Raw genomic sequence first — 20,315 nt, forward strand, 5'->3', positions numbered from 1 at the left:
TCGTACCGGACAGGGCCACAGAGGCGAACGCTCATGACCGCATGGACCGGTCTTCCGACTGACCGGTCAGTCGAACCGGGCCGCCAGCAGCACCACGTCCTCCTCGCTGTCCGCGGCGTCCAGTCCGTCCGGCAGGACCGTGCGCAGCACGTGGTCGGCGAGGGCGCCGGGGTCGTGGCGCAGTGCCCGGGGAGCGCTCGCGGCCGCCGAGTGCAGCCGGGCGAAGGCGCGGTCCATGGGATCGCCGGTGCGGTGCAGCAGCCCGTCCGTGTAGAGCAGGACGGTGTCCCCGGCCTCCGCCTGGATCTCCGCGCTCGGCGCCTCCCAGCAGGCGAGCATCCCCAGCGGCGCGGACACGGAGGTCTCCGCGAACTCGGTGCGCCGCTCGCCGATCAGCAGGGGCGGGCTGTGTCCGGCGCCGGCCAGGGTGACCCTGCGCAGCGCGGGCTCGCAGTAGGCGAACAGGGCGGTGGCCGAGCGGGCCGGCTCGGTCAGGCGCAGCAGCAGTTCGAGGTCGGACAGGACGGCGACGGGGTCCTCCCCCTCCATCACCGCGTACGCCCGCAGGCTGGCCCGCAGCCGTCCCATGGCGGCGACCGCGCTGGGCCCGGAGCCGGTCACCGAGCCGACCGCGAGACCGAGCGCGGCGTCGGGCAGCGGCAGCGCGTCGTACCAGTCGCCGCCGCCGCGCGGACCGGTGCGGTGCCGGGCGGCGAGTTGCACACCGGGCACCCGCGGCAGCCGGGAGGGGAGCAGTTCCTCGGCGATCGTCGCCATGCACGCGCGCGTGCGCTCCAGTTCCAGCAGCCGGGCCAGGTGCTCGGTGGCGTGGCGGACGTACAGGCCGGCCAGGTGGCGGCGGCGCTCCTCCGGTTCGGCGGGCTCGTCGTAGAGCCACACGGCGGCGCCGAGGCGGCCGGCGGCCCGGGTGGTGAGGGGGAGGGCGTAGCTGGCGGCGTAGCCCAGGCGGGCGGCCACCTCACGGTGCCGGGGATCGAGGCCGTCCTCGGCGAACAGGTCGGGGCGGATGCTCTCGCCCCGGCCGCCGGGCGGTCCGGCGGTGGTGTCGAGGAGTTCGCCGTGGGGCTGGGCGACGCGCGGCACGGTCTCGATGTGGCCGAGGTCGGCCCGGCCCAGCCCGAGGCCGATGGTCTTGCGGGGGCCCAGGCCGTCGCCGGGTTCGAGGACGAGGAGACCGCGCCGGGCGCCCACCAGGGCGGCGCCGGAGCGCAGCAGTTCGGTCAGCGCCGTGTCCAGGGTGTCCCTGCGGGCCAGGCGTTCGGTGAGTTCGTGCAGGGTGGTGAGGTCCGACACCCAGCCGGCCAGCCGGTCCTGGAGGAGGGCGCCGGGGGCGGGGGAGTTCGGCGGGGGCGGGCAGTTCGCGGCCGGGGCGGCGGTGACTGGCGGGGCCTCGGGGGCGGTCGGTGCTGGGGCGGCAGTGTGGGCGGGAGTGGCAATCGTTGAATCGATTCCGGCCACTTTCGGAGGGTGGGGGGCGCTCATGGTGTCCGGCCTTCAGACCGGTGCGTATTGCTCAAAAGCATCGCGAACCCCCATGTCTTTCTGCGCTGCCAGCAGTGGCTCCACATGTACACGCACTCGTGAGGGGATGTCCAGCATTGTCCTGCCGGGATTCCTGGTGTCCGAAGGCTTCTTGCGGGTACCTGCTCAACATCTTGCATAACGACAAAGTTGGCTTAAAACTGCCTCAGGTAACGGTTCATTGCGGTCGACTGGGCTTGCTCCACGGAGCGTCACAGCGGTCGTGATGGGTACGTACTCGGAGAAGGCCAGGGGTGGTTGGAGACCTGTCCGGAACCTGGTGACGCACCCGGGCGTCTTAACCACCGACGACCGTGCCCCATCCTCCCGTGGCGGAGGCGAAGAGAAATACGTGCGACGGCAAAACGCCAGTCTTCGCCACCCCCGCACAGCGGCCGTGCTCTTTTGATGGACGCAGTATGGACGCGGACGCGGCCAACGCTCGACCCCCTGGGGTTCCCCTTGCCGCAGCAGGGGTGTGATGCGCCAACAGGTACGCACAGTGAAGTGATCGACACATGATGTGATCCACGGTGTTGCCAGCGGTGCAACGGAAAGGAACGAGCGCTCATGCGCGAGATCCTCGGAAGGCGACGCAGGCTCCTGTCCGGGCGGGACGACGGGAGGCCCGAGCTGATCAGCGCGGCCCTGACCTTCGCGACGGAATGGCAGTGGCCCGTACTCCCGGGCGTGGCCCCGGACCCACAGGGACGGCCTCGCTGCACCTGCCCCGATCAGGAGTGCACGGTGCCCGGCGCGCATCCCTTCGACCCGGGACTGCTCGCGGCCACCACCGACGAGCGCATGGTGCGCTGGTGGTGGACCAACCGGCCGAGCGCCCCCATCATCCTCGCCACCGGGGGCAAGGCGCCCTGTGCGGTCAGCCTGCCGGCCGCCGCCGCGGCCCGCGCCCTCGACGCCCTCGACCGGTCCGGCATGCGGCTGGGCCCGGTGATCGCCGCGCCCACCCGCTGGTCGCTGCTGGTGAAGCCCTACTCCATGGAGCAGTTGGGGGAACTGCTGTACGCCAAGGACTTCGTCCCCGGCTCCCTCCGCTTCCACGGCGAGGGCGGTTACCTCGCGCTGCCCCCCTCCGGGACCGGCCAGGGCGACATCCACTGGGAACGTGCTCCGTTGCCCGGCTCGGCCTCGCCGTGGGTGCCCGACGTGGAGGCCGTGGTGGACGCCGTGGTCGACGCCCTCACTCGTACGGGTGTGAGCGCACCCGAGTTGTAGGGGTGTCGGGCGCGCACGGGGCCCGTGGCGTGCCTTTGGTCTTATCTTTCCTGTTCATGAACGTTCGTCTGCTCGCCCTCGCGGGCGTCGTGGTGTGCGCGGTCGCGCTGCCGCTGACCGTGGCGTCCGCGGGGCAGGTGGGCGACGCGGGGCGCGCGGCCGTACGTACGCCCGCGCGCGGTGGGGGCACGGCTCCGCACGCCGACGCCAAGGACCACTCCGCCGTGCCCGCCCCCTCCGGCTCGCCCCGGCTGCTCGGCCTGGGCCTGGCCACCGCCGCCCGCTGCGGTCCCGAACTCACCTCGCCCGACGGGGTCGAGGCCCAGACCTGCGTCCTGACGCAGGGCCCGGAGACCTGGGCGCGCACCTACTACCGCAACGCCACCGGTCGGGCGCTCGGCGCGGTCCTGAGCTTCATGGGACCGGGCGGGCGCACGGTGCAGATGCGCTGCGCCGTGGGCGCCGACGACGAGCCCGGTACCTGCGAGACACCCAGGGAACGCAGCCGCGGCGGACCGGACGCCTACACGGCGGTCACGGAGTTCGCCGCACGGGACGGCGACGGGCCGCTGCTGCTCCGCTCAGGGAGCAACTCCGATGCTTCCAAGGGAAGTTGACGGACCGAAGCGTTCCGTACACCGGACGCGGACATGGAAAGACCCGGTTGCTGGCGACGGGGGATGCACCAGCAACCGGGCTACTGGAACGGTAACAAGAGATCGCCGGTTCGCAAATTCGATCTCGGCTATTCGGACACGGATTTGCTTGTCGCGTCCGGGAGTTGTGACAGGAGTCACCTGTCCGGACGACCTGACCGCGGCTGTCCGGCCGATCGGCCGCAGCCCGCGCGTCGCCCGTGCGTCAGCTGAGCGTGACCTGCCGGTTGGTGAGTCCGCCGCGCGCCCGGCGCTCGTCCACGGTGAGCGGCGCGTCCGAGGCCAGGGCGGCGGCGAGGCGCTCGGCGAACTCGGCGGCCGGCTTCTCCACGTCCTCCGCGGTGACCCCGCTCGGCAGGTCCCAGACCGGCACGGTGAGCCCGTGAGCACGGAAGGAACCGACCAGCCGGGTGCCCTCCCCGAGGCTCGAGCGGCCCGCCGCGTGCAGCCGGGCAAGAGCGTCCAGAAGCTGCTCCTCCGGGTGCGGCATGACCCAGCGCAGATGGTTCTTCTCCGGCGTCTCGCACCAGTACGCGGCGTCCACACCGGTCAGCTTCACGGTGGGGATGGCGGCGGCGTTGGCCCGCTCCAGCGAGGCGGTCACCTCGGGCGTGGCGTTCTCCGAGTCCGGCACCCAGAACTCGAACCCGCTGTGCACCACTGGCTCGAACGCGCCTTCGGGATCGATCAGGTCCTGCAGCCGCGGACCGTCGGCCGGGGCACGCCGGCCCTGCACCGGGGTTCCCGGTTCGGCGGTGAGCGCGCGCCCGAGGGTGTCGGCGAGGTCGCGGCTGATGTCGCCGGACGCCGTGTCGTTCTGCAGACCGAGCAGGACCGAGCCGTCGTCACGGCGCAGCGCAGGCCAGGCCATCGGCAGCACCGTGGCGAGCGTGACGGACGGGACGTCCTCGGGCAGGCCGCCCTTCAGCGTCAGTCCGACCGTGGCGGCGGGCACCAGCTCGCGCAGCGCCACCCAGTCGCACTCGCCCGGCAGCCCCTCGAAGGGCCGCTGCACCAGTTCGGTCGCGGCGTGCGAAGCGGCCCGGCCGTGGCAGGCCTTGTAGCGGCGGCCGCTGCCGCACGGGCAGGGCTCGCGGGCGCCGACGACCGGGATCTGTCCGTCCGTGAGCTGCGGCCGCTTGGCCTTCGTCTGGGGTCGCTTCTTGGCCATCGTGCGTGTCTCCCGGTTACGGCTCGGTCTCGTACTGCCGCGAGCCTAGCCGCTGCCGCTGCCGCCGACGGGAACCTGTGGACGACGCGGACACGAAGCAGCCGGGTGGGACGGCCGCGGGCGGTTCAGTCCAGGTCGGTGAAGGCGTCCCGGAAGCCCAGTTCGGTGGCGAGCGCCGAGACCGGAGGGGCCGTCACCCTTGAGGCGAAGTCGTCGCGGCGATGCCCGGGGTCCGGGGTGTGCGCGTCCTCGTGGACCACCACCCAGACGGTGACCTCGCCCCGGGCGTCGTCGCGTACGCCCCAGTCGTCGGCCAGGGCGGTGATGATGTTCAGCCCGCGGCCGCCGTGCGCGGTCACCGACGGGGTCGACGGAGCCGGGCGGGTCGGGCCGCCGCCGTCCGTGACCTCCACGATCAGCCGGCCGCGTGGATCCACCTGCCACGCCGCCCGTACGTCACCGTCACCGACGGCGGCGTCACCGAGCGGACGGCCGTGCTTGCAGGCGTTGCTCAAAAGTTCGGAAAGAATCAGCACGGCATCATCGATGACCGATTCCGACACCCCACCACTGCGCAGCTGTGCGCGCATCCGGTGCCTGGCCTTCCCCACGCCCGCAGGGCCATGGGGTACGGCCATGCTCGACGACGTGGGCACCTCCTGTGCCACCACCAACGCCACCCCCGAGACCTCCTTCGCCCCACGCCACGGTGTGGATGCCCCATTGGCCTGTACCGGAAACCGGCCAATCCTCTTCCGGTGACGCATTCGTCACGATCGAATACGGATCGAACGCGCCGGAGCACTCCCTGTAAGGGTGTGGCTGGATTTGTTCGGTGTGGCCGAGAAGGGAGGATGCTTCACCCGTGTGACATTGGTCAAGACCTTCGACCGAGCCGGTGCAGCACCGCGAGCGGGCGGTTGGTGATGATGGCGTCGACGCCCAGCTCGACGCAGAGGTCGACGTCCTCGGGGTCGTTCACCGTCCACACGTGCACCTGGTACCCGGCCGCCTTCAGCCGCTCGATGTACGCAGGGTGGTTGCGCACGATCCGGATGGAGGGACCCGCGATCCGGACGCCCGCGGGCAGCCGCCCGTCGCGCAGCCGCGGCGAGACGAACTGCATCAGGTACACCGTCGGCAGCATCGGCGAGGCCGCCCGCACCCGGTGCAGCGAACGCGCCGAGAAACTCATGATCCGCACCGGTGACGCGGCCGCCGAGACCGGGGCGTCCAGGCCGAACCGCTTCAGGAGCAGCAGCAGCCGCTCCTCGACCTGCCCCGCCCAGCGGGTGGGGTGCTTGGTCTCGATGGCCAGCTCCACCCGCCGTCCGGCGTCCGCGACCAGCTCCAGCAGCCGCTCCAGGGTCAGTACGGAGGTCTCCTCGCGGTCCTCGGGGCGGTGCTCCCAGTCGGGTTCCTCGTCGCGGCCGCGCCAGCTGTCACGGGTCTTCCGCGAGCCGAAGTCCAGGGCGGCCAGGTCGGCGAGCTCCAGGGCCGACACCGCACCGCGGCCGTTGGACGTACGGTTGACGCGCCGGTCGTGGACGCACACCAGGTGGCCGTCCGCGGTCAGCCGGACGTCGCATTCGAGGGCGTCCGCGCCGTCCTCGATCGCCTTCCGGTAGGCGGCGAGGGTGTGCTCGGGGGCGTCCTCGGAGGCTCCCCGGTGGGCGACGACCTGGATGTGGTGCTGTCGTGCGTGGGTCACCGCGTCATGGTGCCACCGCTGAGGGGTACGCACGTATCTGAGAACCCCCTGAGATGTTCCGGGGATGCGGCCGTTCTGCTCCTAATGTCGGATATAAGGAATAGCCGTGGACCCACAGTCACCGCTTATGGTGCTCTGACGGCCCGTGGGAAAAGCTGAGGCATACGGAAAGCACATGCACAGCTGCCAGCGCGCCGGGTCGACGACGAGCGTGAACGAGCGTGACCGAGTGCGACCGAGAAAAACAGCCGTGGATCGAGGAGAGAAGCTGTGAGCACCGAGAACGAGGGCACCGCGGTACCCCCTGCCCCGTCCGCACCTCCAGTGCCGGCGGCGGCTCCCGGTGCTCCCCAGCCGACGGCCGCGCCCGCCGGGGGCGCGCCGACGACTCCGCTGCCGCCCATGCCCCAGGGTGCCGCCGGCACCCCCGAGCAGAGCCCCGCGCAGCCGCCCCACGGCGCCGCGCAGGGACCGTACGCCTCCGGCCCGGCGCCCGGCTCCACGCCGCCCGCCGGCTCCTGGCCGCCCCCGCCCCCCGCGACGCCCTCCTACGCCGACGGCGGCACGGGCGCGGGTTACGGCGGGGCCGGCTACGGCGGTGAAGGCTACGGAGGGGAAGGCGGCGGCTCCGGCTGGGGCTCCTCGTACCAGCAGCCCGCCCCGAAGTCCGGCCGCGGACGCGGTGGCCTGGTCGCCGCCGTCCTGGTGGCCGCGCTGGTCGCGGGCGGCCTGGGCGGCGGCCTCGGCTACACCCTGGCCAAGAACAACGACGACAGCGGCTCCACCACCGTCTCCGCCTCCAGCAGCGCCTCCCAGGTCAAGCGTGCCCCGGGCACGGTCGCGAACGTCGCCGCGAGGGCGCTGCCCAGCACGGTCACCATCGAGGCGGAGAGCACCAGCGGCGAGGGCGGCACGGGTACCGGCTTCGTCTTCGACAAGCAGGGCCACATCGTCACCAACAACCATGTCGTGGCCGACGCGGTGGACGGCGGCAAGCTCACCGCCACCTTCCCGAACGGCAAGAAGTACGACGCGGAGGTCGTGGGCCACGCCCAGGGCTACGACGTGGCGGTCATCAAGCTCAAGGACGCCCCCTCCGGCCTCAACCCGCTGGCCCTCGGCGACTCCGACAAGGTGGCCGTCGGCGACGAGACGATCGCGATCGGCGCCCCCTTCGGCCTGTCCAACACGGTCACGACGGGCATCATCAGCGCCAAGAACCGCCCGGTGGCCTCCAGCGACGGCAGCTCCACCAGCAAGGCGTCCTACATGAACGCCCTGCAGACGGACGCCTCCATCAACCCCGGCAACTCCGGCGGCCCCCTTCTGGACGCCTCCGGCGCGGTGATCGGCATCAACTCCGCGATCCAGTCCAGCAGCAGCGGCGGCGGTCTGGGCGGTTCCGGCCAGTCCGGCTCGATCGGCCTCGGCTTCGCCATCCCGATCAACCAGGCCAAGTACGTCGCCCAGCAGCTGATCAAGAACGGCAAGCCGGTCTACGCCAAGATCGGCGCGTCCGTCTCCCTGGAGGACAGCTCGGGCGGCGCGAAGATCACCGATCAGGGCACGGGCGGCGCCGCAGCGGTCGAATCGGGCGGCCCCGCGGACAAGGCCGGCCTCAAGCCGGGCGACGTCATCACCAAGCTCGACGACACGGTGATCGACTCCGGCCCGACCCTCATCGGCGAGATCTGGACCCACAAGCCCGGCGACAAGGTCACGATCACCTACAAGCGGGACGGCAAGGAGCACACGGCCGATCTGACCCTCGGCTCCCGCGTGGGCGACAACTGACACCCACGCGCGCGTGCCCACCCGTTACTCTTGTCCCCGCGCCGCCGATCTCGCGCGGCGCGGGGAGGCGTGCCCGAGCGGCCGAAGGGAACGGTCTTGAAAACCGTCGTGGCAGCGATGTCACCGTGGGTTCAAATCCCACCGCCTCCGCGCAGGTCGTAGATGTTGCAGGTCAGAAGGGGTGCCCCTCTCCGGAGCGGCACCCCTTCTGCATGCACCCTGTCTCACCTTGATCCGGCTCTGTCGCGCTGTGGATCACCGCGCGTGGACCAAGCGTGGACCACGGTCAACCGCAATAGGCGGGGTGTCGTCTCTGCCTCCGCGATGTGCCGAGTGGCAGTGAGCATCCCTTAAATGCCGTACAGCCTGGCCAGTGGATCAGTTCCGGACTTGTCACAGCAGAGCACAATTCGCGTAACAAGGGATCACCAAGCCGTGCGACTGGCTACAACCTTGCCATGACACCGGGAACAGAGCGGGCGCTGGTCATCTCCAGCATCACGGCAAACGTCCTGTCGGTGGCCGGCGTTGTGGCCAGTGCTGCCGACAAGTTACCTGCACCTCTCCTGCCAGCGGCAGCGTGCATCTTCGGATGCACCAGTCTCTATCTGGTACATCGCTTCCTGCTGGCCGGTAGTGGTGCCGCCACGCGGCGGGCCGTACTGACCATGACGTTGGCACTCGTAGTGATCGTTACGTACTGGGCCTCCAACCTTGCTTGGCCAGGCGCCTTCCCCCTCGGGAAGCAGCCCGAAAAAGCTGACGCGACGGTCGGGGCGAAACAGTTGACGGCTGGAGCAGAGCAGGAGAACCCGGCTCGGGACCTGAAGGTGGAAAAGCCTCAGCAGCATGGGCGTATCGGCACGTGTACGCCGGTCGTAGGTACCGGCAAGATCCCGGAGGGCTTTCAGATCTGGGTCGCCAACCTCAACGACAAGGGCGGAGAAGCCGACACGAGGGGTCTGTTCAACCTTCGGGGGGCAGATCAAGTGGGTGCCGGTGAGTGGCAGGTAAGTCCCTTTGGTGTCGGTGCGGACTCCGACGCGGGTAAGAACTTCTGGATCTATGTGTATCTCCTGCCTGACAGTGCAGGCAGCATCATCAAGAATCTCAGGAGGCCGACCAAGGATGAGGAATGGCGTCCGAGCCTGAACGCTCCGATCGCTGGTGTGGACCCGATTGCCAAGATCCCTGTGCAAAGGACCGGAGACGATACCTGTTGACGGCGCTTCGGTTCCTCTAGTCAGCAGTGTCAAGGGCCCGTTCGATCTGTTCGTTCGAGCGCTGCCGTGACCAGCCCGACGGGCGACTTCAGCCGGTGAGACTGCTCTGGAAGGCGCACCGTGTTCGGTCATGCCGCCGTCGGGACACCGAGTTCGGCGAGCAGGCCTCGCACGCGCTGCTCGATCTCGTCCCGGATGGGCCGAACCGCGTCGACGCCCTGCCCGGCGGGATCGTCCAGCTGCCAGTCCAGGTACCGCTTGCCGGGGAAGACCGGGCAGGCGTCCCCGCAGCCCATGGTGATCACCACGTCCGAAGACCGCACCGCCTCGGTGGTGAGGACCTTGGGGACCGCGGTGGAGATGTCGATGCCGATCTCCGCCATGGCCTCGACCACGGCGGGGTTGACCGTGTCGGCGGGGGCGGAGCCGGCCGAGCGGACCTCGACATGGTCCCCGCCCAGGTGGGTGAGGAAGGCGGCGCCCATCTGGGAGCGGCCGGCGTTGTGGACGCAGACGAACAGGACCGAGGCGCGCGGGGCGGGGTTGCTCATGGCGGGCGTCTTTCGGGAGGGCGGAGCGGATCAGGACGAGGCGAGTTCTGGTTCGCCGTGCGGTACGACGACCTTGTCCCCGGCGGGAGCGGAACGGCCGTACACCGCCATGACGGCGCCCAGCCCGAGCACGGCTCCGGCCAGCTGGGCGGCGATGAACGGGGCGACGGAGGCAGGTGCGATTCCGGCGAAGGTGTCGGTGAAGGCCCGGCCGACGGTCACTGCCGGGTTCGCGAAGGAGGTGGAGGAGGTGAACCAGTAGGCGGACCCGATGTACGAGGCCACGGCCACCGGTGCGAGTGAGGCACTGCCGACGCGTTCGAGTCCGAGGACCAGCAGGATCAGCCCGGCCGTGGCGACCACCTCGCCGAGCCACAGATGAGAGGCGGACCGGTCGTGCGTGGACCAGTCGACCAGCGGTTCGGCGAACATCGCGTCGGCGAGGATCGCCCCGCCGATGGCCCCGGCGATCTGCGCCGGCACGTACGCGGCCACGTCCCGCAGAGTGAGGCCGTCGGCCTTGCGGCGGCCGGTGAACCAGGCGACCAGCGTGACGGCCGGGTTGAAGTGCGCGCCGGAGACCGGCCCGAGCACGGCGATGAGCACGCCCAGGCCGAAGACGGTGGCGACGGAGTTGGCGAGCAGTTGCACGCCCACGTCGTGCGAGAGCTCGGTGGCCTGGATGCCGGAGCCGACCACCACCGCCACCAACAGGCCGGTTCCGATGGCTTCAGCGGCGAGCCGTCGGCCCAGGGGCGCGGTCACGCGGTGGCTCCGGCGGTCCGCGGTGCGGTCAGGAACGCGGCGAGCCGGTCCAGGACGCCGGGCAGTACCCAGTAGTACACCCAGGTCCCGCGCCGCTCGCAGTCGATGAGCCCGGCCTGCCGGAGCAGCTTGAGGTGGTGGGAGATCGTCGGCTGGGACAGCTCGAAAGCCGGCGTCAACTCGCACACGCAGACCTCGCCGCCCTCACCACGCGAGGCGAGCATCGACATCAGCCGGAGCCGGACCGGGTCGCCCAGGGCCTTGAACACCTTCGCCAGCTCGGCCGCCTGGTCCTCCTCCAGCGGTGCGGACAGTCCCGCGCAGCAGGCGGCGTCCTGCCCGATCACCTCGAGCTCTTGTTTCGACATGCGTCTATGTTGACGTTTTTCGATTCAAGGCGCAAGGTTGCATCAACGAACGTCAATACAGGCCGTTCCGGGCACCGCCATGCCCCGTCAGCTGGGAGTGAGCCATGAGCGAGCAGTCCATCGCACTGCGCGAAACCGTCCGCGAGCGCTACGCCGCGGCGGCCGTGAAGGTGACCGAGGGTGGCGCAGCCTGTTGCGGGCCGCAGCCGGTCGAGGTCGACGAGAACTTCGGTTCGACGCTGTACGCCGCCGACGAGCGCGACGCCCTGCCCGCCGAGGCGGTGGCCGCGTCACTCGGCTGCGGCAACCCGACCGCCGTCGCCGAACTGCGAGAGGGCGAACGCGTCCTCGACCTGGGCTCCGGCGGCGGCATCGACGTCCTGCTCTCGGCCCGACGCGTCGGCCCCGCCGGCAAGGCGTACGGGGTGGACATGACCGACGAGATGCTGGCCCTTGCCCTGGCCAACGCCGAGAAGGCCGGTGCGACGAACGTCGAGTTCCTGAAGGGCACCATCGAGTCCGTCCCGCTGCCCGCGAACACCATCGACGTGGTGATCTCGAACTGTGTGATCAACCTGTCCGTCGACAAGCCCGCCGTGTTCGCCGAGACCTTCCGCGTCCTGAAGCCCGGCGGCCGCATCGGCGTCTCCGACGTCGTCGCTGACGACATCCTCACACCCGGGCAGCGAGCCGAGCGCGGCGACTACGTGGGCTGCATCGCCGGTGCCCTGTCCTTCGCCGAATACCGCCAAGGACTGGAGGCGGCCGGCTTCACCGACGTCGAGATCACTCCCACCCACACGGTCGCCGACGGCATGCACTCCGCGATCGTCCGCGCCGTCAAGCCCGCCGGCGTGCCGGAGTCGAACGGCTCCTTCGCGACCGCCGCCTGCTGCGGTGTGACCGCCTGTTGTACGCCCGGTGAGCAGGCCGCCGATCCATCGACCACCGTCGCTGAGGCGAAGGCGGCGAGCGGCTGCGGCTGCCAGAGCCGGCAGTAGCCCGCTCCGGCAGTAGCCCGCTCCGGCCCAGGCGGGAAGCGGCGAGGTGGGTTCGTCCTCGTCTGCTCGCCGTCCAGAACCTCGGCGTAACAGCGCTGGAGGACGGCGACGCTTGTGCGTTCTCGGGCAGGTGGCGATGCGCGGCAGGGCAACTCCGCGGGCGCAACGGCTCCTAGCCTCAGGCCGTGACAGGACTGACCACCCTCGATCGGGAGATAACGGGAAGACCGTGCTGAAACGAATCTGTTCCGCCCTGCTGACCCTGGCCGTCTCGATGGGCCTGGTGACGACACTGAGCGGCACCGCGTCCGCGACCAACTACCAGGTGATCGACTGGCACATCTCGAACATCACCGCCGGTGGAAACACCCACCACCAGAACTACTGGAACCTGATCGACGCCATCCACCGGTACACCTACGGTGAGGTGACCGGCGTCAACAACGTCACGGAGACCACCACCGAACGGGGCCGCCTGATTCAGGTGCGGGTCCTCGACACCAACAACACCCACCTCGCCTCCGTCTACCTCTGGGCGAACGACCTCTACGTCGCCGGCTTCTACGCCCCGCAAACCAACACCCACTGGGCGTTCCAGGATCGGATCGACGAGTTCCAGACCGCGCTGGGCGTGACGGTGCCCGCGAACCGCCGGATCGCCAGCGGCAACTACAACGACCTCCCGGGCGGCAACGACCGGGGATCCCTCGCCCCCAACCCCGAGAACATCTACAACGCCATGCGCACCCTTGGCCGCGCAGCCGCGTACAACGAGGCGACGGGACGCGCGGTGCTCATGGCGACCCAGATCTTCTCGGAGGCCGCGCGCTTCGGTGTGGTCTTCGACGTCGTCCGGGGCAACATCCAGGATCCCAACCGCAACCGGCCGCTGAACTACGTCGACGGGCAACGCGGGAACATCCTCGCCGCGAACGTGGAGAACCAGTGGGGGGCCATCAGCAGGTTCATCCGTAACGCGCGTGCCAACCCGTCCGGCCAGAGCATCTACATCATGGGCCACACCGTCACCACCATCGCGGCACTGCTGTACTACGTCGGCTTCGTCGAGGCCAACGGGGGCATCATGCACGGCCAGTCATGACACCGGCCCCGGGCTCGCGGCCCCCGGCTCGCGGCCCGGGGAGCCGGCTTCGGCCGGGGGCGCCCGTGGATTTCAAGGGTGGTGGCCGGTCATCCGGGCCGCTGAGGCGATCGTCGCGCGGGCCTCGCGTTCGGACAGGCCGGTGTGGAGGGCCGCGTCGACCAGGGGGGTGACGAGGGCGGGGCCGATGCCGTTCTCGTAGGCGCGGCAGGCGGCCCAGAACAGGCGGGTGTTGCGCTGGCCCTCGTGGGCGGCGAGGACGAACTGGACCAGGCCCTGGCCGTGCTGCCCGCCGGCCGGCGCGGTGGGGTGTGGTGCCCGCGGCGGTGGGAGCAGCAGGCGGAGCAGGGCGGGCGGGCAGGCGGCGGGCGTGAGGTGGGCGGTGCCCGGGGCGGCGGAGTAGTGGCCGTGGTCGGTGCGGGAGCCGGGGCCGACGAGGTAGCCGCCGGCACCGCGGATGTCGATGCCGGGGGCCAGGCGCCCGGCGGAGTTGGGGACGACCACGTCGGGCGGGCCGGTCAGCCAGAGGTGGCGGCCGCCGCTGGGGGTGAGGACGACGACCGTCTCGGGGATCGTGAACAGGTGGCGCAGGGCCAGTTCGCGCAGGGCCGCCGAGGAGTCCGTGCCGGACTTGGTGTCGAGGTCGACGCCGATCAGGTGGTGCGGGGGCAGGCCGCAGGCGATGCCGTAGCCGGTGGCCCAGGGGGCGGCCGTGAACAGTTCGCGGATGCGTGCCGGATCGGTGGAGGCGTCGTACACGCCGTGGCCGAAGCGACCGCACTCGCCGTGGCAGGCGGGGGTGGCGGGATCGTCGCGGTGGGGGGAGCGCAGGGCCGGGAGTTTCGTCCGGGACAGGGGGATGACGGCCAGGCCGCGTTCGGCGGCTGACAGGGCGTGTGCGAGGGCCAGCGTCGTGGCCTGCCGGTCGGTGGTGGCCATGCTTCCATGTTCGTACGTATGTTCGAAAAAGGGAAGAGGGCCGGGTGCGGCCCGGGCGCGGAAAGCCGCCGGAACGATTCGTCCTCTGCGGCGCCCGGCTCGGGACGTTGCCGGGTCTTCGTCGCCGGTTGTTGTGGTCGACTGAGGGCGGCGAAAGGGGTTTATCGGCCTGTCGTCACGCTTGCGTGGGAACAGCGTCTTCCGAGGTGGTTCGAGGGGATTCCGTGGGCAACTCTGGTTCGAGCATCGCGCAGCGCAGTTCACGCACTCGTTCTGGAGGAGTCGCATGGCGATCATCCGCACCGCCCGTGTCCAACTCGTCCGCCACGCAACGGAAGGCGGACGGCTCCGGCGCCCGGCGCCAGAGCGGCACCGTCCGGGGCCGGGGCTCCGCCTCCACTGCCCGCCGACGGGGAGCAAGGAGAACGCGGCCGTCCGTTTCGCCCGGCTGGAGTGAGCCCGGGGTGTCGACACGGGGCTGAAGTCCCCCGTGGTGGGCGCTCGATGGATCACTGACACATCTGCGCGGCGGTACCTCGGTGCCGCCGCGCAGACGTCTGTCCTCGTCCCGACGACCTTGACAGCCGACCCTATCTGACGGACAGTCAGAAGCCGTCGTCACGAGGCTCGTCCGAGGTCGGGAGGCCCGCCGTGCACCTCGCCCCCACCGAGCGCCGGCAGCGGCTGTGCGCCGAACTCCGCGCCTGCTCCCGCGCCTTGCTGCCCCAGGGGCCGCCCGGCGACTCGGGCCCCGGCGAGCCAGGACGGCTGAACAGGTCGGCGTGGACCGGCACGTTCGGGGGCGGGGTGAGCGAGGTGCGGCGGGAGAGCGTCGCGACCATGCGGCCCGGGACGACCAGGGGGCTGCGGTGAGCGCGCCGGCCGGGGAGCCGGGCGCCGGGCTGGAGCAGCGGCTCCGGACGTACGAGGGACGCGCGGCCGCCGTGGCCACGGTGGGCAAGGACCCGGTCAACGCGCCGATGATCAGGCACTGGTGCGAGGCGATGGGCGACACCAACCCGGCGTACACCGGACCGGACGCCGTCGCCCCGCCCACCATGCTCCAGGCGTGGACCATGGGCGGGCTCTCGGGTCACGAGGGACGTACCGACGCGTACGACGAGCTGCTCGGCCTGCTCGACCGGGCGGGCTGTACGTCGGTGGTCGCCACCGACTGCGAGCAGGAGTACCTCAGGCCCCTGCGGCCGGGGGACGAGGTCACCTTCGACACGGTGATCGAGTCGGTGTCGGCGCGGAAGACGACGAAGCTGGGCACCGGGTACTTCGTCACGACCCGTACGAACGTGCGCGTGGCCGGTGATCTCGTGGGCACGCACCGCTTCCGCATCCTCAAGTACGCGCCCACCCGGCGGAAAACCGGGAAACCGGGGGTCCGCCGCCCCCGTCCGGTGGTGAACCGCGACAACGCCGGCTTCTGGGAGGGCGTCGCCGAACACCGGCTGCTCATCCAGCGCTGCACCGGGTGCGGCACCCTGCGCCACCCCTGGCTGCCGGGCTGCAACGCCTGCGGCTGCCTGGACTGGGACACGGTCGAGGCGAGCGGTCGGGGCACGGTCTATTCCCACGTCGTGATGCACCACCCCCCTTTCCCCGCGTTCACGGAACCCGATCATGGCGCTGACGCGGCGGGTCCGTACGCGGTCGGCCTGATCGAGCTGGCGGAGGGTGTGCGGATGGTGGCCGGTGTGGTCGGGGTGCCGCACGACAAGGTGCGCATCGGGCTCCCGGTCCGGGTCGAGTTCCGGCGGTACGAGGACGACGGCGGAGCGCTGGTCCTGCCGGTGTTCCGGGCCGGCGAGAGCGAGGCCTGACATGGACTTCACGCCCACGGGGACGCGGTCCGCGGCCCGGGAACCGGCTGCGCGGATCTTCGGAGACCCGGCCGCACATGACAGGAACCGGGGGAGCCGATCGCGAGTGGGGAGCGGGGCATGACGGAGGTGAGGCCCGGCGTGAAGCTGCCGCCACTGGAGATCCCGATCACCAGGACGCTGATCGTGGCGGGCGCGATCGCGTCGCGGGACTACCAGGACGTCCACCACGATCCCGAGCTGGCGCGGCGCAGGGGATCCCCGGACGTCTTCATGAACATCCTGACGACCAACGGCCTGGTCGGCAGGTACATCACGGACCACTTCGGCCCCACGGCCGTGCTCCGCAAGGTGGCCATCCGGCTCGGGGCGCCCAACCACCCCGGAGACACGATGGTGCTGTCCGGCACGGTCGAGGAGGTCGACGGCGCCATGGTCACGGTCGGGGTCGTCGGCGAGAACGGCAGGGGACGCCATGTCACCGGCACGGTCACGGTCACGGTGCCGGCGGAGCGTGTGATCGGCGGGCCGCCGGAACACACAAGCGCCGGAGCGCCGGAGCGTACGGCCGCCGGAGCGCAGGAGCGTACGGCGTGAGCGCGCGTGCGCGGGACGGCCTCGGCGGGCGGGCGGCGATCGTCGGGATCGGGGCGACGGAGTTCTCCAAGGACTCGGGGCGCAGCGAGCTCAGGCTGGCGGTGGAGGCGGTGCGGGCCGCGCTGGACGACGCGGGGCTGACGCCGGGCGACGTGGACGGGATGGTGACGTTCACGATGGACACCAGCCCGGAGATCACCGTGGCCCAGGCCTGCGGCATGGGCGAGCTGTCCTTCTTCTCCCGCGTCCACTACGGCGGCGGGGCGGCCTGCGCGACCGTCCAGCAGGCGGCGCTCGCCGTCGCCACCGGTGTGGCCGAGGTCGTGGTCTGCTACCGGGCCTTCAACGAGCGCTCGGGCCGCCGCTTCGGCTCGGGGGTGCAGCACCGGGAGCCGTCGGCGGAGGGTGCGGCGCTCGGCTGGATGCTGCCGTTCGGGCTGCTCACCCCGGCCTCCTGGGTGGCGATGGCGGCCCAGCGCTATCTGCACGCCTACGGGCTGACGACCGAGGCCTTCGGGCAGGTCGCCGTCGTCGACCGCCGGTGGGCGGCGACCAACCCGGCGGCGTACTTCCACGGCCGCCCGATCACGCTCGCCGACCATGCCGCCTCGCGCTGGATCGCGGAGCCGTTGCGGCTGCTGGACTGCTGCCAGGAGACGGACGGCGGGCAGGCGCTGGTGGTGACGTCCGTGGAGCGGGCCCGCGACCTGCGGCGGCCGCCCGCCGTGATCGCGGCGGCCGCCCAGGGCGCGGGCCGGGCGCAGGAGCAGATGACCAGCTTCTACCGGGACGACCTCACCGGGCTGCCGGAGATGGGTGTGGTGGCCCGGCAGCTGTGGCGGACCTCGGGGCTCGCTCCGGCGGACATCGACGTGGGGATCCTGTACGACCACTTCACGCCCTTCGTGCTGATGCAGCTGGAGGAGTTCGGGTTCTGCGGGAGAGGGGAGGCGGCGGACTTCGTGGCCGGGCGGGAGCTGCCGCTGAACACCCACGGGGGCCAGCTGGGGGAGGCGTATCTGCACGGGATGAACGGGGTGGCGGAGGGGGTGCGCCAGCTGCGGGGTACGGCGGTCAACCGGATACCGGGGGCGGCCCGGGTCCTGGTGACCGCGGGGACGGGGGTGCCGACGTCGGGACTGGTCCTGGCGGCGGACGACTGAACCCCGGACGGGTGAACCCGTAGTACGAGGGAACCACCCGTCCACCCTCAGGAGGTGGGGCGGGCACCACCCCTACAACCTGAGGCGGACCCCGCTTATGGACCTGGGGCCGATCCGCGGCAACGGGACCGCTCATAGCGTGGAGCCATGACCACACCCGTCTGCACCAGCGCGTCGGCCGTCGCTGCACCAGCGAGGCAGACCCGGCCCTACCCGTCGTTCGCGTCGTACGTCAGGGCTCGCCAGCCGGTGCTGCTGCGCACCGCCCGGTCGCTCACCGCGAACCCGAGCGACGCCGAGGACCTGCTGCAGACCGCGCTCACCAAGACGTACGTGGCGTGGGAGCGGATCGAGGACCAGCGCGCACTGGACGGCTACGTCCGCCGGGCGCTGCTGAACACGCGCACCTCGCAGTGGCGCAAGCGCAAGGTGGACGAGTTCGTGTGCGAGGAGCTGCCGGAGCCGGAGCCGGTGCCCGGCGGGGACGACCCGGCCGAGCGGCAGGCGCTGCACGACGCGATGTGGCGGGCGATAGGGAAGCTGCCCACCCGGCAGCGGGCGATGGTGGTCCTCAGGTACTACGAGGACCTGAGCGAGGCCCAGACGGCCGAGGTGCTCGGGGTGTCCGTCGGCACGGTGAAGTCGGCCGTGTCCCGGGCGCTGGGCAAACTGCGCGAGGACCCGGAGCTCGGGCTCGTCCGCTAGGGGATGGTCCTCCGGAGGGGCCCCGGAACCGCGCCGGACGGTCCCCGGGGCCGTCGTGCGTGTCCTCGGGACCGTCGTGCGTGTCCTCGGGGTTTCCGCCCGGCCCGGGATTCCCGCCCCCCGTCCGTCCCCCCTGGGCTCGAAAGTTTTCGGCCTCCTAGTGACATACCGCGCGGTATGTGAGCAGAATCAGCGCAGCCCCTACCGCCGCGCAGGCGATGTCGCCTTGGGAGGACGCCGTGCTGAGCACGATGCAGGACGTACCGCTGCTGATCTCGAGGATCCTGACCCACGGGTCGACGATCCACGGCACGTCGCAGGTGACCACGTGGACGGGCGAGGGCGAGCCGCACCGCCGCAGCTACGCCGAGATCGGTGCCCGCGCCGCCCGGCTGGCGCACGCCCTGCGCGAGGACCTCGGCGTCCGGGACGACGACCGGGTCGCGACCCTGATGTGGAACAACGCGGAGCACACCGAGGCGTACTTCGCCATCCCCTCCATGGGTGCCGTGCTGCACACGCTCAACCTGCGCCTGCCCGCCGAGCAGCTGGCCTGGATCGTCAACCACGCCGCCGACCGGGTGGTGATCGCCAACGGCTCCCTGCTGCCGCTGCTCGCCCCCCTGCTGCCGCACCTCAAGACCGTCGAGCACATCGTGGTCACGGGGCCCGGCGACCGTACCCTGCTGGCGGACGCCGCGGTGCCGGTGCACGAGTACGAGGAGCTGATCGCCGGGAAGCCGGCCACGTACGACTGGCCGGAGCTGGACGAACGCCAGGCCGCCGCCATGTGCTACACCTCCGGCACCACCGGAGACCCCAAGGGCGTGGTGTACAGCCACCGTTCGATCTACCTGCACTCCATGCAGGTCAACATGACCCAGTCGATGGGCCTGACCGACCAGGACACCTCTCTGGTCGTGGTCCCCCAGTTCCACGTCAACGCCTGGGGCCTGCCCCACGCCACCTTCATGACCGGCGTCAACCTGCTGATGCCGGACCGCTTCCTGCAGCCCGCCCCGCTCGCCGAGATGATCGAGCACGAGCGGCCGACGCACGCCGCCGCCGTCCCCACCATCTGGCAGGGCCTGCTCGCCGAGCTCACCGCCCGCCCCCGCGACGTCTCCACCCTCACCCAGGTCACCATCGGCGGTTCCGCCTGCCCGCCCTCCCTCATGGAGGCCTTCGACAACCTCGGCATGCGGGTCTGCCACGCCTGGGGCATGACGGAGACCTCCCCCCTGGGCACGGTCGCCCGCCCGCCGGCCCACGCCATGGGTACGGCGGAGGAGTTCGCCTACCGGCTCACCCAGGGCCGTTTCCCGGCCGGCGTCGAGGCCCGCCTCACCGGCCCCGGCGGTGAGCGGCTGCCCTGGGACGGCGAGTCCGCCGGTGAGCTGGAGGTGCGCGGTCCCTGGATCGCCGGCGCCTACTACAACGGCCCGGACGCCGAAGCCCTGCGCCCCGCCGACAAGTTCAGCGAGGACGGCTGGCTGAAGACGGGAGACGTGGGCACCATCTCCCCCGACGGCTTCCTCACCCTCACCGACCGCGCCAAGGACGTCATCAAGTCCGGCGGCGAGTGGATCTCCTCCGTCGAGCTGGAGAACGCCCTGATGTCCCACCCGGACGTCGCCGAGGCCGCCGTGGTCGCGGTCCCCGACGACAAGTGGGGCGAGCGCCCGCTGGCCACCGTCGTGCTGCGGGAGGGCGCCACCACCGGCTTCGAGGCCCTGCGCGTCTTCCTCGCCGAGGAGGCCCACATCGCCAAGTGGCAGCTCCCGGAGCGCTGGACGGTCATCGAGTCGGTGCCGAAGACGAGCGTGGGCAAGTTCGACAAGAAGGTGCTGCGCAGGAAGTACGCGGAGGGCGAGCTGGACGTCACCCGGCTCTGAACCGCGCCCGCGCCGGGCGGGGGCGAAGGCCCCCGGCCCGGTGTCCTGGTGCCTGGCGCGGACC

20 protein-coding genes and 1 tRNA gene are annotated in these 20,315 nt (G+C 71.2%); 13 read left to right on the plus strand and 8 right to left on the minus strand.

Annotation, left to right across the window (positions count from 1 at the left end; all coding sequences use genetic code 11):
* Positions 1-66: 66 nt before the first annotated feature.
* Positions 67-1,503: a PP2C family protein-serine/threonine phosphatase gene (locus ACWC21_RS06060; RefSeq protein WP_450878606.1), complete on the minus strand. Its 1,437-nt coding sequence runs from the start codon at positions 1,501-1,503 to the stop codon at positions 67-69.
* A gap of 609 nt (positions 1,504-2,112) precedes the next feature.
* Here ACWC21_RS06060 and ACWC21_RS06065 point away from each other — a divergent pair.
* Both ACWC21_RS06065 and ACWC21_RS06070 read left to right on the plus strand, forming a co-directional pair.
* Complete coding sequence (locus ACWC21_RS06065; RefSeq protein ID WP_450878608.1) at positions 2,113-2,778, plus strand: bifunctional DNA primase/polymerase; 666 nt, start codon at positions 2,113-2,115, stop codon at positions 2,776-2,778.
* Positions 2,779-2,834: 56 nt separating this feature from the next.
* The gene (locus ACWC21_RS06070; protein WP_450878610.1) at positions 2,835-3,395 is read left to right on the plus strand and encodes a hypothetical protein; all 561 of its coding nucleotides are present in this window, start codon (positions 2,835-2,837) and stop codon (positions 3,393-3,395) included.
* Between the two features lie 244 nt (positions 3,396-3,639).
* Here ACWC21_RS06070 and ACWC21_RS06075 read toward each other — a convergent pair whose 3' ends face one another.
* From ACWC21_RS06075 to ACWC21_RS06085, 3 genes are all read right to left on the minus strand, one after another.
* Positions 3,640-4,605, minus strand: coding sequence for a DUF5926 family protein (locus tag ACWC21_RS06075; RefSeq protein ID WP_450878612.1), 966 nt, complete (start codon positions 4,603-4,605; stop codon positions 3,640-3,642).
* Between the two features lie 125 nt (positions 4,606-4,730).
* On the minus strand, positions 4,731-5,372 hold the full coding sequence (locus tag ACWC21_RS06080) for an ATP-binding protein (protein ID WP_450878613.1): 642 nt from the start codon (positions 5,370-5,372) through the stop codon (positions 4,731-4,733).
* A gap of 110 nt (positions 5,373-5,482) precedes the next feature.
* The gene (locus ACWC21_RS06085) at positions 5,483-6,316 is read right to left on the minus strand and encodes a glycerophosphodiester phosphodiesterase (RefSeq protein ID WP_450878615.1); all 834 of its coding nucleotides are present in this window, start codon (positions 6,314-6,316) and stop codon (positions 5,483-5,485) included.
* 270 nt (positions 6,317-6,586) lie between these two features.
* Between ACWC21_RS06085 and ACWC21_RS06090 the strand changes: the two genes are divergently transcribed.
* The 3 genes from ACWC21_RS06090 (at position 6,587) to ACWC21_RS06100 (ending at position 9,333) form a co-directional block, all read left to right on the plus strand.
* The gene (locus ACWC21_RS06090; RefSeq protein WP_450878617.1) at positions 6,587-8,110 is read left to right on the plus strand and encodes a S1C family serine protease; all 1,524 of its coding nucleotides are present in this window, start codon (positions 6,587-6,589) and stop codon (positions 8,108-8,110) included.
* A gap of 63 nt (positions 8,111-8,173) precedes the next feature.
* Positions 8,174-8,260, plus strand: a tRNA-Ser gene (locus ACWC21_RS06095).
* Between the two features lie 308 nt (positions 8,261-8,568).
* Positions 8,569-9,333 (plus strand): hypothetical protein, encoded by a 765-nt coding sequence (locus ACWC21_RS06100; protein WP_450878619.1) that lies wholly within the window; start codon positions 8,569-8,571, stop codon positions 9,331-9,333.
* A gap of 128 nt (positions 9,334-9,461) precedes the next feature.
* On the opposite strand, the gene ACWC21_RS06105 is transcribed toward ACWC21_RS06100, so the two are convergent.
* The 3 genes from ACWC21_RS06105 to ACWC21_RS06115 are packed head-to-tail and all read right to left on the minus strand — an operon-like array spanning position 9,462 to position 11,017.
* Entirely contained in the window at positions 9,462-9,884 is a 423-nt protein-coding gene (locus ACWC21_RS06105) for an arsenate reductase ArsC (RefSeq protein ID WP_450878621.1), read from the minus strand.
* 30 nt (positions 9,885-9,914) lie between these two features.
* The gene (locus ACWC21_RS06110) at positions 9,915-10,649 is read right to left on the minus strand and encodes an aquaporin (protein ID WP_450878622.1); all 735 of its coding nucleotides are present in this window, start codon (positions 10,647-10,649) and stop codon (positions 9,915-9,917) included.
* The gene (locus ACWC21_RS06115; protein ID WP_450878624.1) at positions 10,646-11,017 is read right to left on the minus strand and encodes an ArsR/SmtB family transcription factor; all 372 of its coding nucleotides are present in this window, start codon (positions 11,015-11,017) and stop codon (positions 10,646-10,648) included. Before ACWC21_RS06115 ends, ACWC21_RS06110 begins: the two co-directional genes overlap by 4 nt.
* Before the next feature lie 104 nt (positions 11,018-11,121).
* Between ACWC21_RS06115 and arsM the strand changes: the two genes are divergently transcribed.
* Positions 11,122-12,018: an arsenite methyltransferase gene (gene arsM, locus ACWC21_RS06120; protein ID WP_450878626.1), complete on the plus strand. Its 897-nt coding sequence runs from the start codon at positions 11,122-11,124 to the stop codon at positions 12,016-12,018.
* 229 nt (positions 12,019-12,247) lie between these two features.
* Positions 12,248-13,120 (plus strand): ribosome-inactivating family protein, encoded by an 873-nt coding sequence (locus ACWC21_RS06125; RefSeq protein WP_450878628.1) that lies wholly within the window; start codon positions 12,248-12,250, stop codon positions 13,118-13,120.
* 72 nt (positions 13,121-13,192) lie between these two features.
* Here the strand turns inward: ACWC21_RS06125 and ACWC21_RS06130 are convergent, their stop codons facing one another.
* A complete protein-coding gene (locus tag ACWC21_RS06130) occupies positions 13,193-14,059 on the minus strand; it encodes a bifunctional DNA primase/polymerase (protein WP_450878630.1) in 867 nt (288 codons plus the stop codon).
* A gap of 651 nt (positions 14,060-14,710) precedes the next feature.
* On the opposite strand from ACWC21_RS06130, the gene ACWC21_RS06135 reads away from it, so the two are divergent.
* The 6 genes from ACWC21_RS06135 (at position 14,711) to ACWC21_RS06160 (ending at position 20,251) form a co-directional block, all read left to right on the plus strand.
* Entirely contained in the window at positions 14,711-14,932 is a 222-nt protein-coding gene (locus ACWC21_RS06135) for a hypothetical protein (protein WP_450878632.1), read from the plus strand.
* Positions 14,929-15,891 (plus strand): bifunctional MaoC family dehydratase N-terminal/OB-fold nucleic acid binding domain-containing protein, encoded by a 963-nt coding sequence (locus tag ACWC21_RS06140; RefSeq protein WP_450878634.1) that lies wholly within the window; start codon positions 14,929-14,931, stop codon positions 15,889-15,891. The genes ACWC21_RS06135 and ACWC21_RS06140 overlap by 4 nt, the downstream gene beginning before the upstream one ends.
* A gap of 120 nt (positions 15,892-16,011) precedes the next feature.
* Positions 16,012-16,488, plus strand: coding sequence for a MaoC family dehydratase (locus ACWC21_RS06145; RefSeq protein ID WP_450878636.1), 477 nt, complete (start codon positions 16,012-16,014; stop codon positions 16,486-16,488).
* On the plus strand, positions 16,485-17,651 hold the full coding sequence (locus tag ACWC21_RS06150; protein WP_450878638.1) for a lipid-transfer protein: 1,167 nt from the start codon (positions 16,485-16,487) through the stop codon (positions 17,649-17,651). Before ACWC21_RS06145 ends, ACWC21_RS06150 begins: the two co-directional genes overlap by 4 nt.
* 147 nt (positions 17,652-17,798) lie before the next feature.
* The gene (locus ACWC21_RS06155) at positions 17,799-18,356 is read left to right on the plus strand and encodes a SigE family RNA polymerase sigma factor (RefSeq protein ID WP_450878640.1); all 558 of its coding nucleotides are present in this window, start codon (positions 17,799-17,801) and stop codon (positions 18,354-18,356) included.
* Positions 18,357-18,574: 218 nt separating this feature from the next.
* A complete protein-coding gene (locus tag ACWC21_RS06160) occupies positions 18,575-20,251 on the plus strand; it encodes a long-chain fatty acid--CoA ligase (protein ID WP_450878814.1) in 1,677 nt (558 codons plus the stop codon).
* Positions 20,252-20,315: the final 64 nt, after the last annotated feature.

The organism is Streptomyces sp. NPDC001348, from assembly GCF_053597535.1.

Coding starts and splice junctions, on each gene's coding strand:
- ACWC21_RS06160 (WP_450878814.1), top strand. CDS start 18,575: ATGTCGCCTTGGGAGGACGCCGTGCTGAGCACGATGCAGGACGTACCG.
- ACWC21_RS06080 (WP_450878613.1), bottom strand. CDS start 5,372: ATGCGTCACCGGAAGAGGATTGGCCGGTTTCCGGTACAGGCCAATGGG.
- ACWC21_RS06070 (WP_450878610.1), top strand. CDS start 2,835: ATGAACGTTCGTCTGCTCGCCCTCGCGGGCGTCGTGGTGTGCGCGGTC.
- ACWC21_RS06105 (WP_450878621.1), bottom strand. CDS start 9,884: ATGAGCAACCCCGCCCCGCGCGCCTCGGTCCTGTTCGTCTGCGTCCAC.
- ACWC21_RS06155 (WP_450878640.1), top strand. CDS start 17,799: ATGACCACACCCGTCTGCACCAGCGCGTCGGCCGTCGCTGCACCAGCG.
- ACWC21_RS06100 (WP_450878619.1), top strand. CDS start 8,569: ATGACACCGGGAACAGAGCGGGCGCTGGTCATCTCCAGCATCACGGCA.
- ACWC21_RS06115 (WP_450878624.1), bottom strand. CDS start 11,017: ATGTCGAAACAAGAGCTCGAGGTGATCGGGCAGGACGCCGCCTGCTGC.
- ACWC21_RS06130 (WP_450878630.1), bottom strand. CDS start 14,059: ATGGCCACCACCGACCGGCAGGCCACGACGCTGGCCCTCGCACACGCC.
- ACWC21_RS06075 (WP_450878612.1), bottom strand. CDS start 4,605: ATGGCCAAGAAGCGACCCCAGACGAAGGCCAAGCGGCCGCAGCTCACG.
- ACWC21_RS06145 (WP_450878636.1), top strand. CDS start 16,012: ATGACGGAGGTGAGGCCCGGCGTGAAGCTGCCGCCACTGGAGATCCCG.
- ACWC21_RS06060 (WP_450878606.1), bottom strand. CDS start 1,503: ATGAGCGCCCCCCACCCTCCGAAAGTGGCCGGAATCGATTCAACGATT.
- ACWC21_RS06065 (WP_450878608.1), top strand. CDS start 2,113: ATGCGCGAGATCCTCGGAAGGCGACGCAGGCTCCTGTCCGGGCGGGAC.
- arsM (WP_450878626.1), top strand. CDS start 11,122: ATGAGCGAGCAGTCCATCGCACTGCGCGAAACCGTCCGCGAGCGCTAC.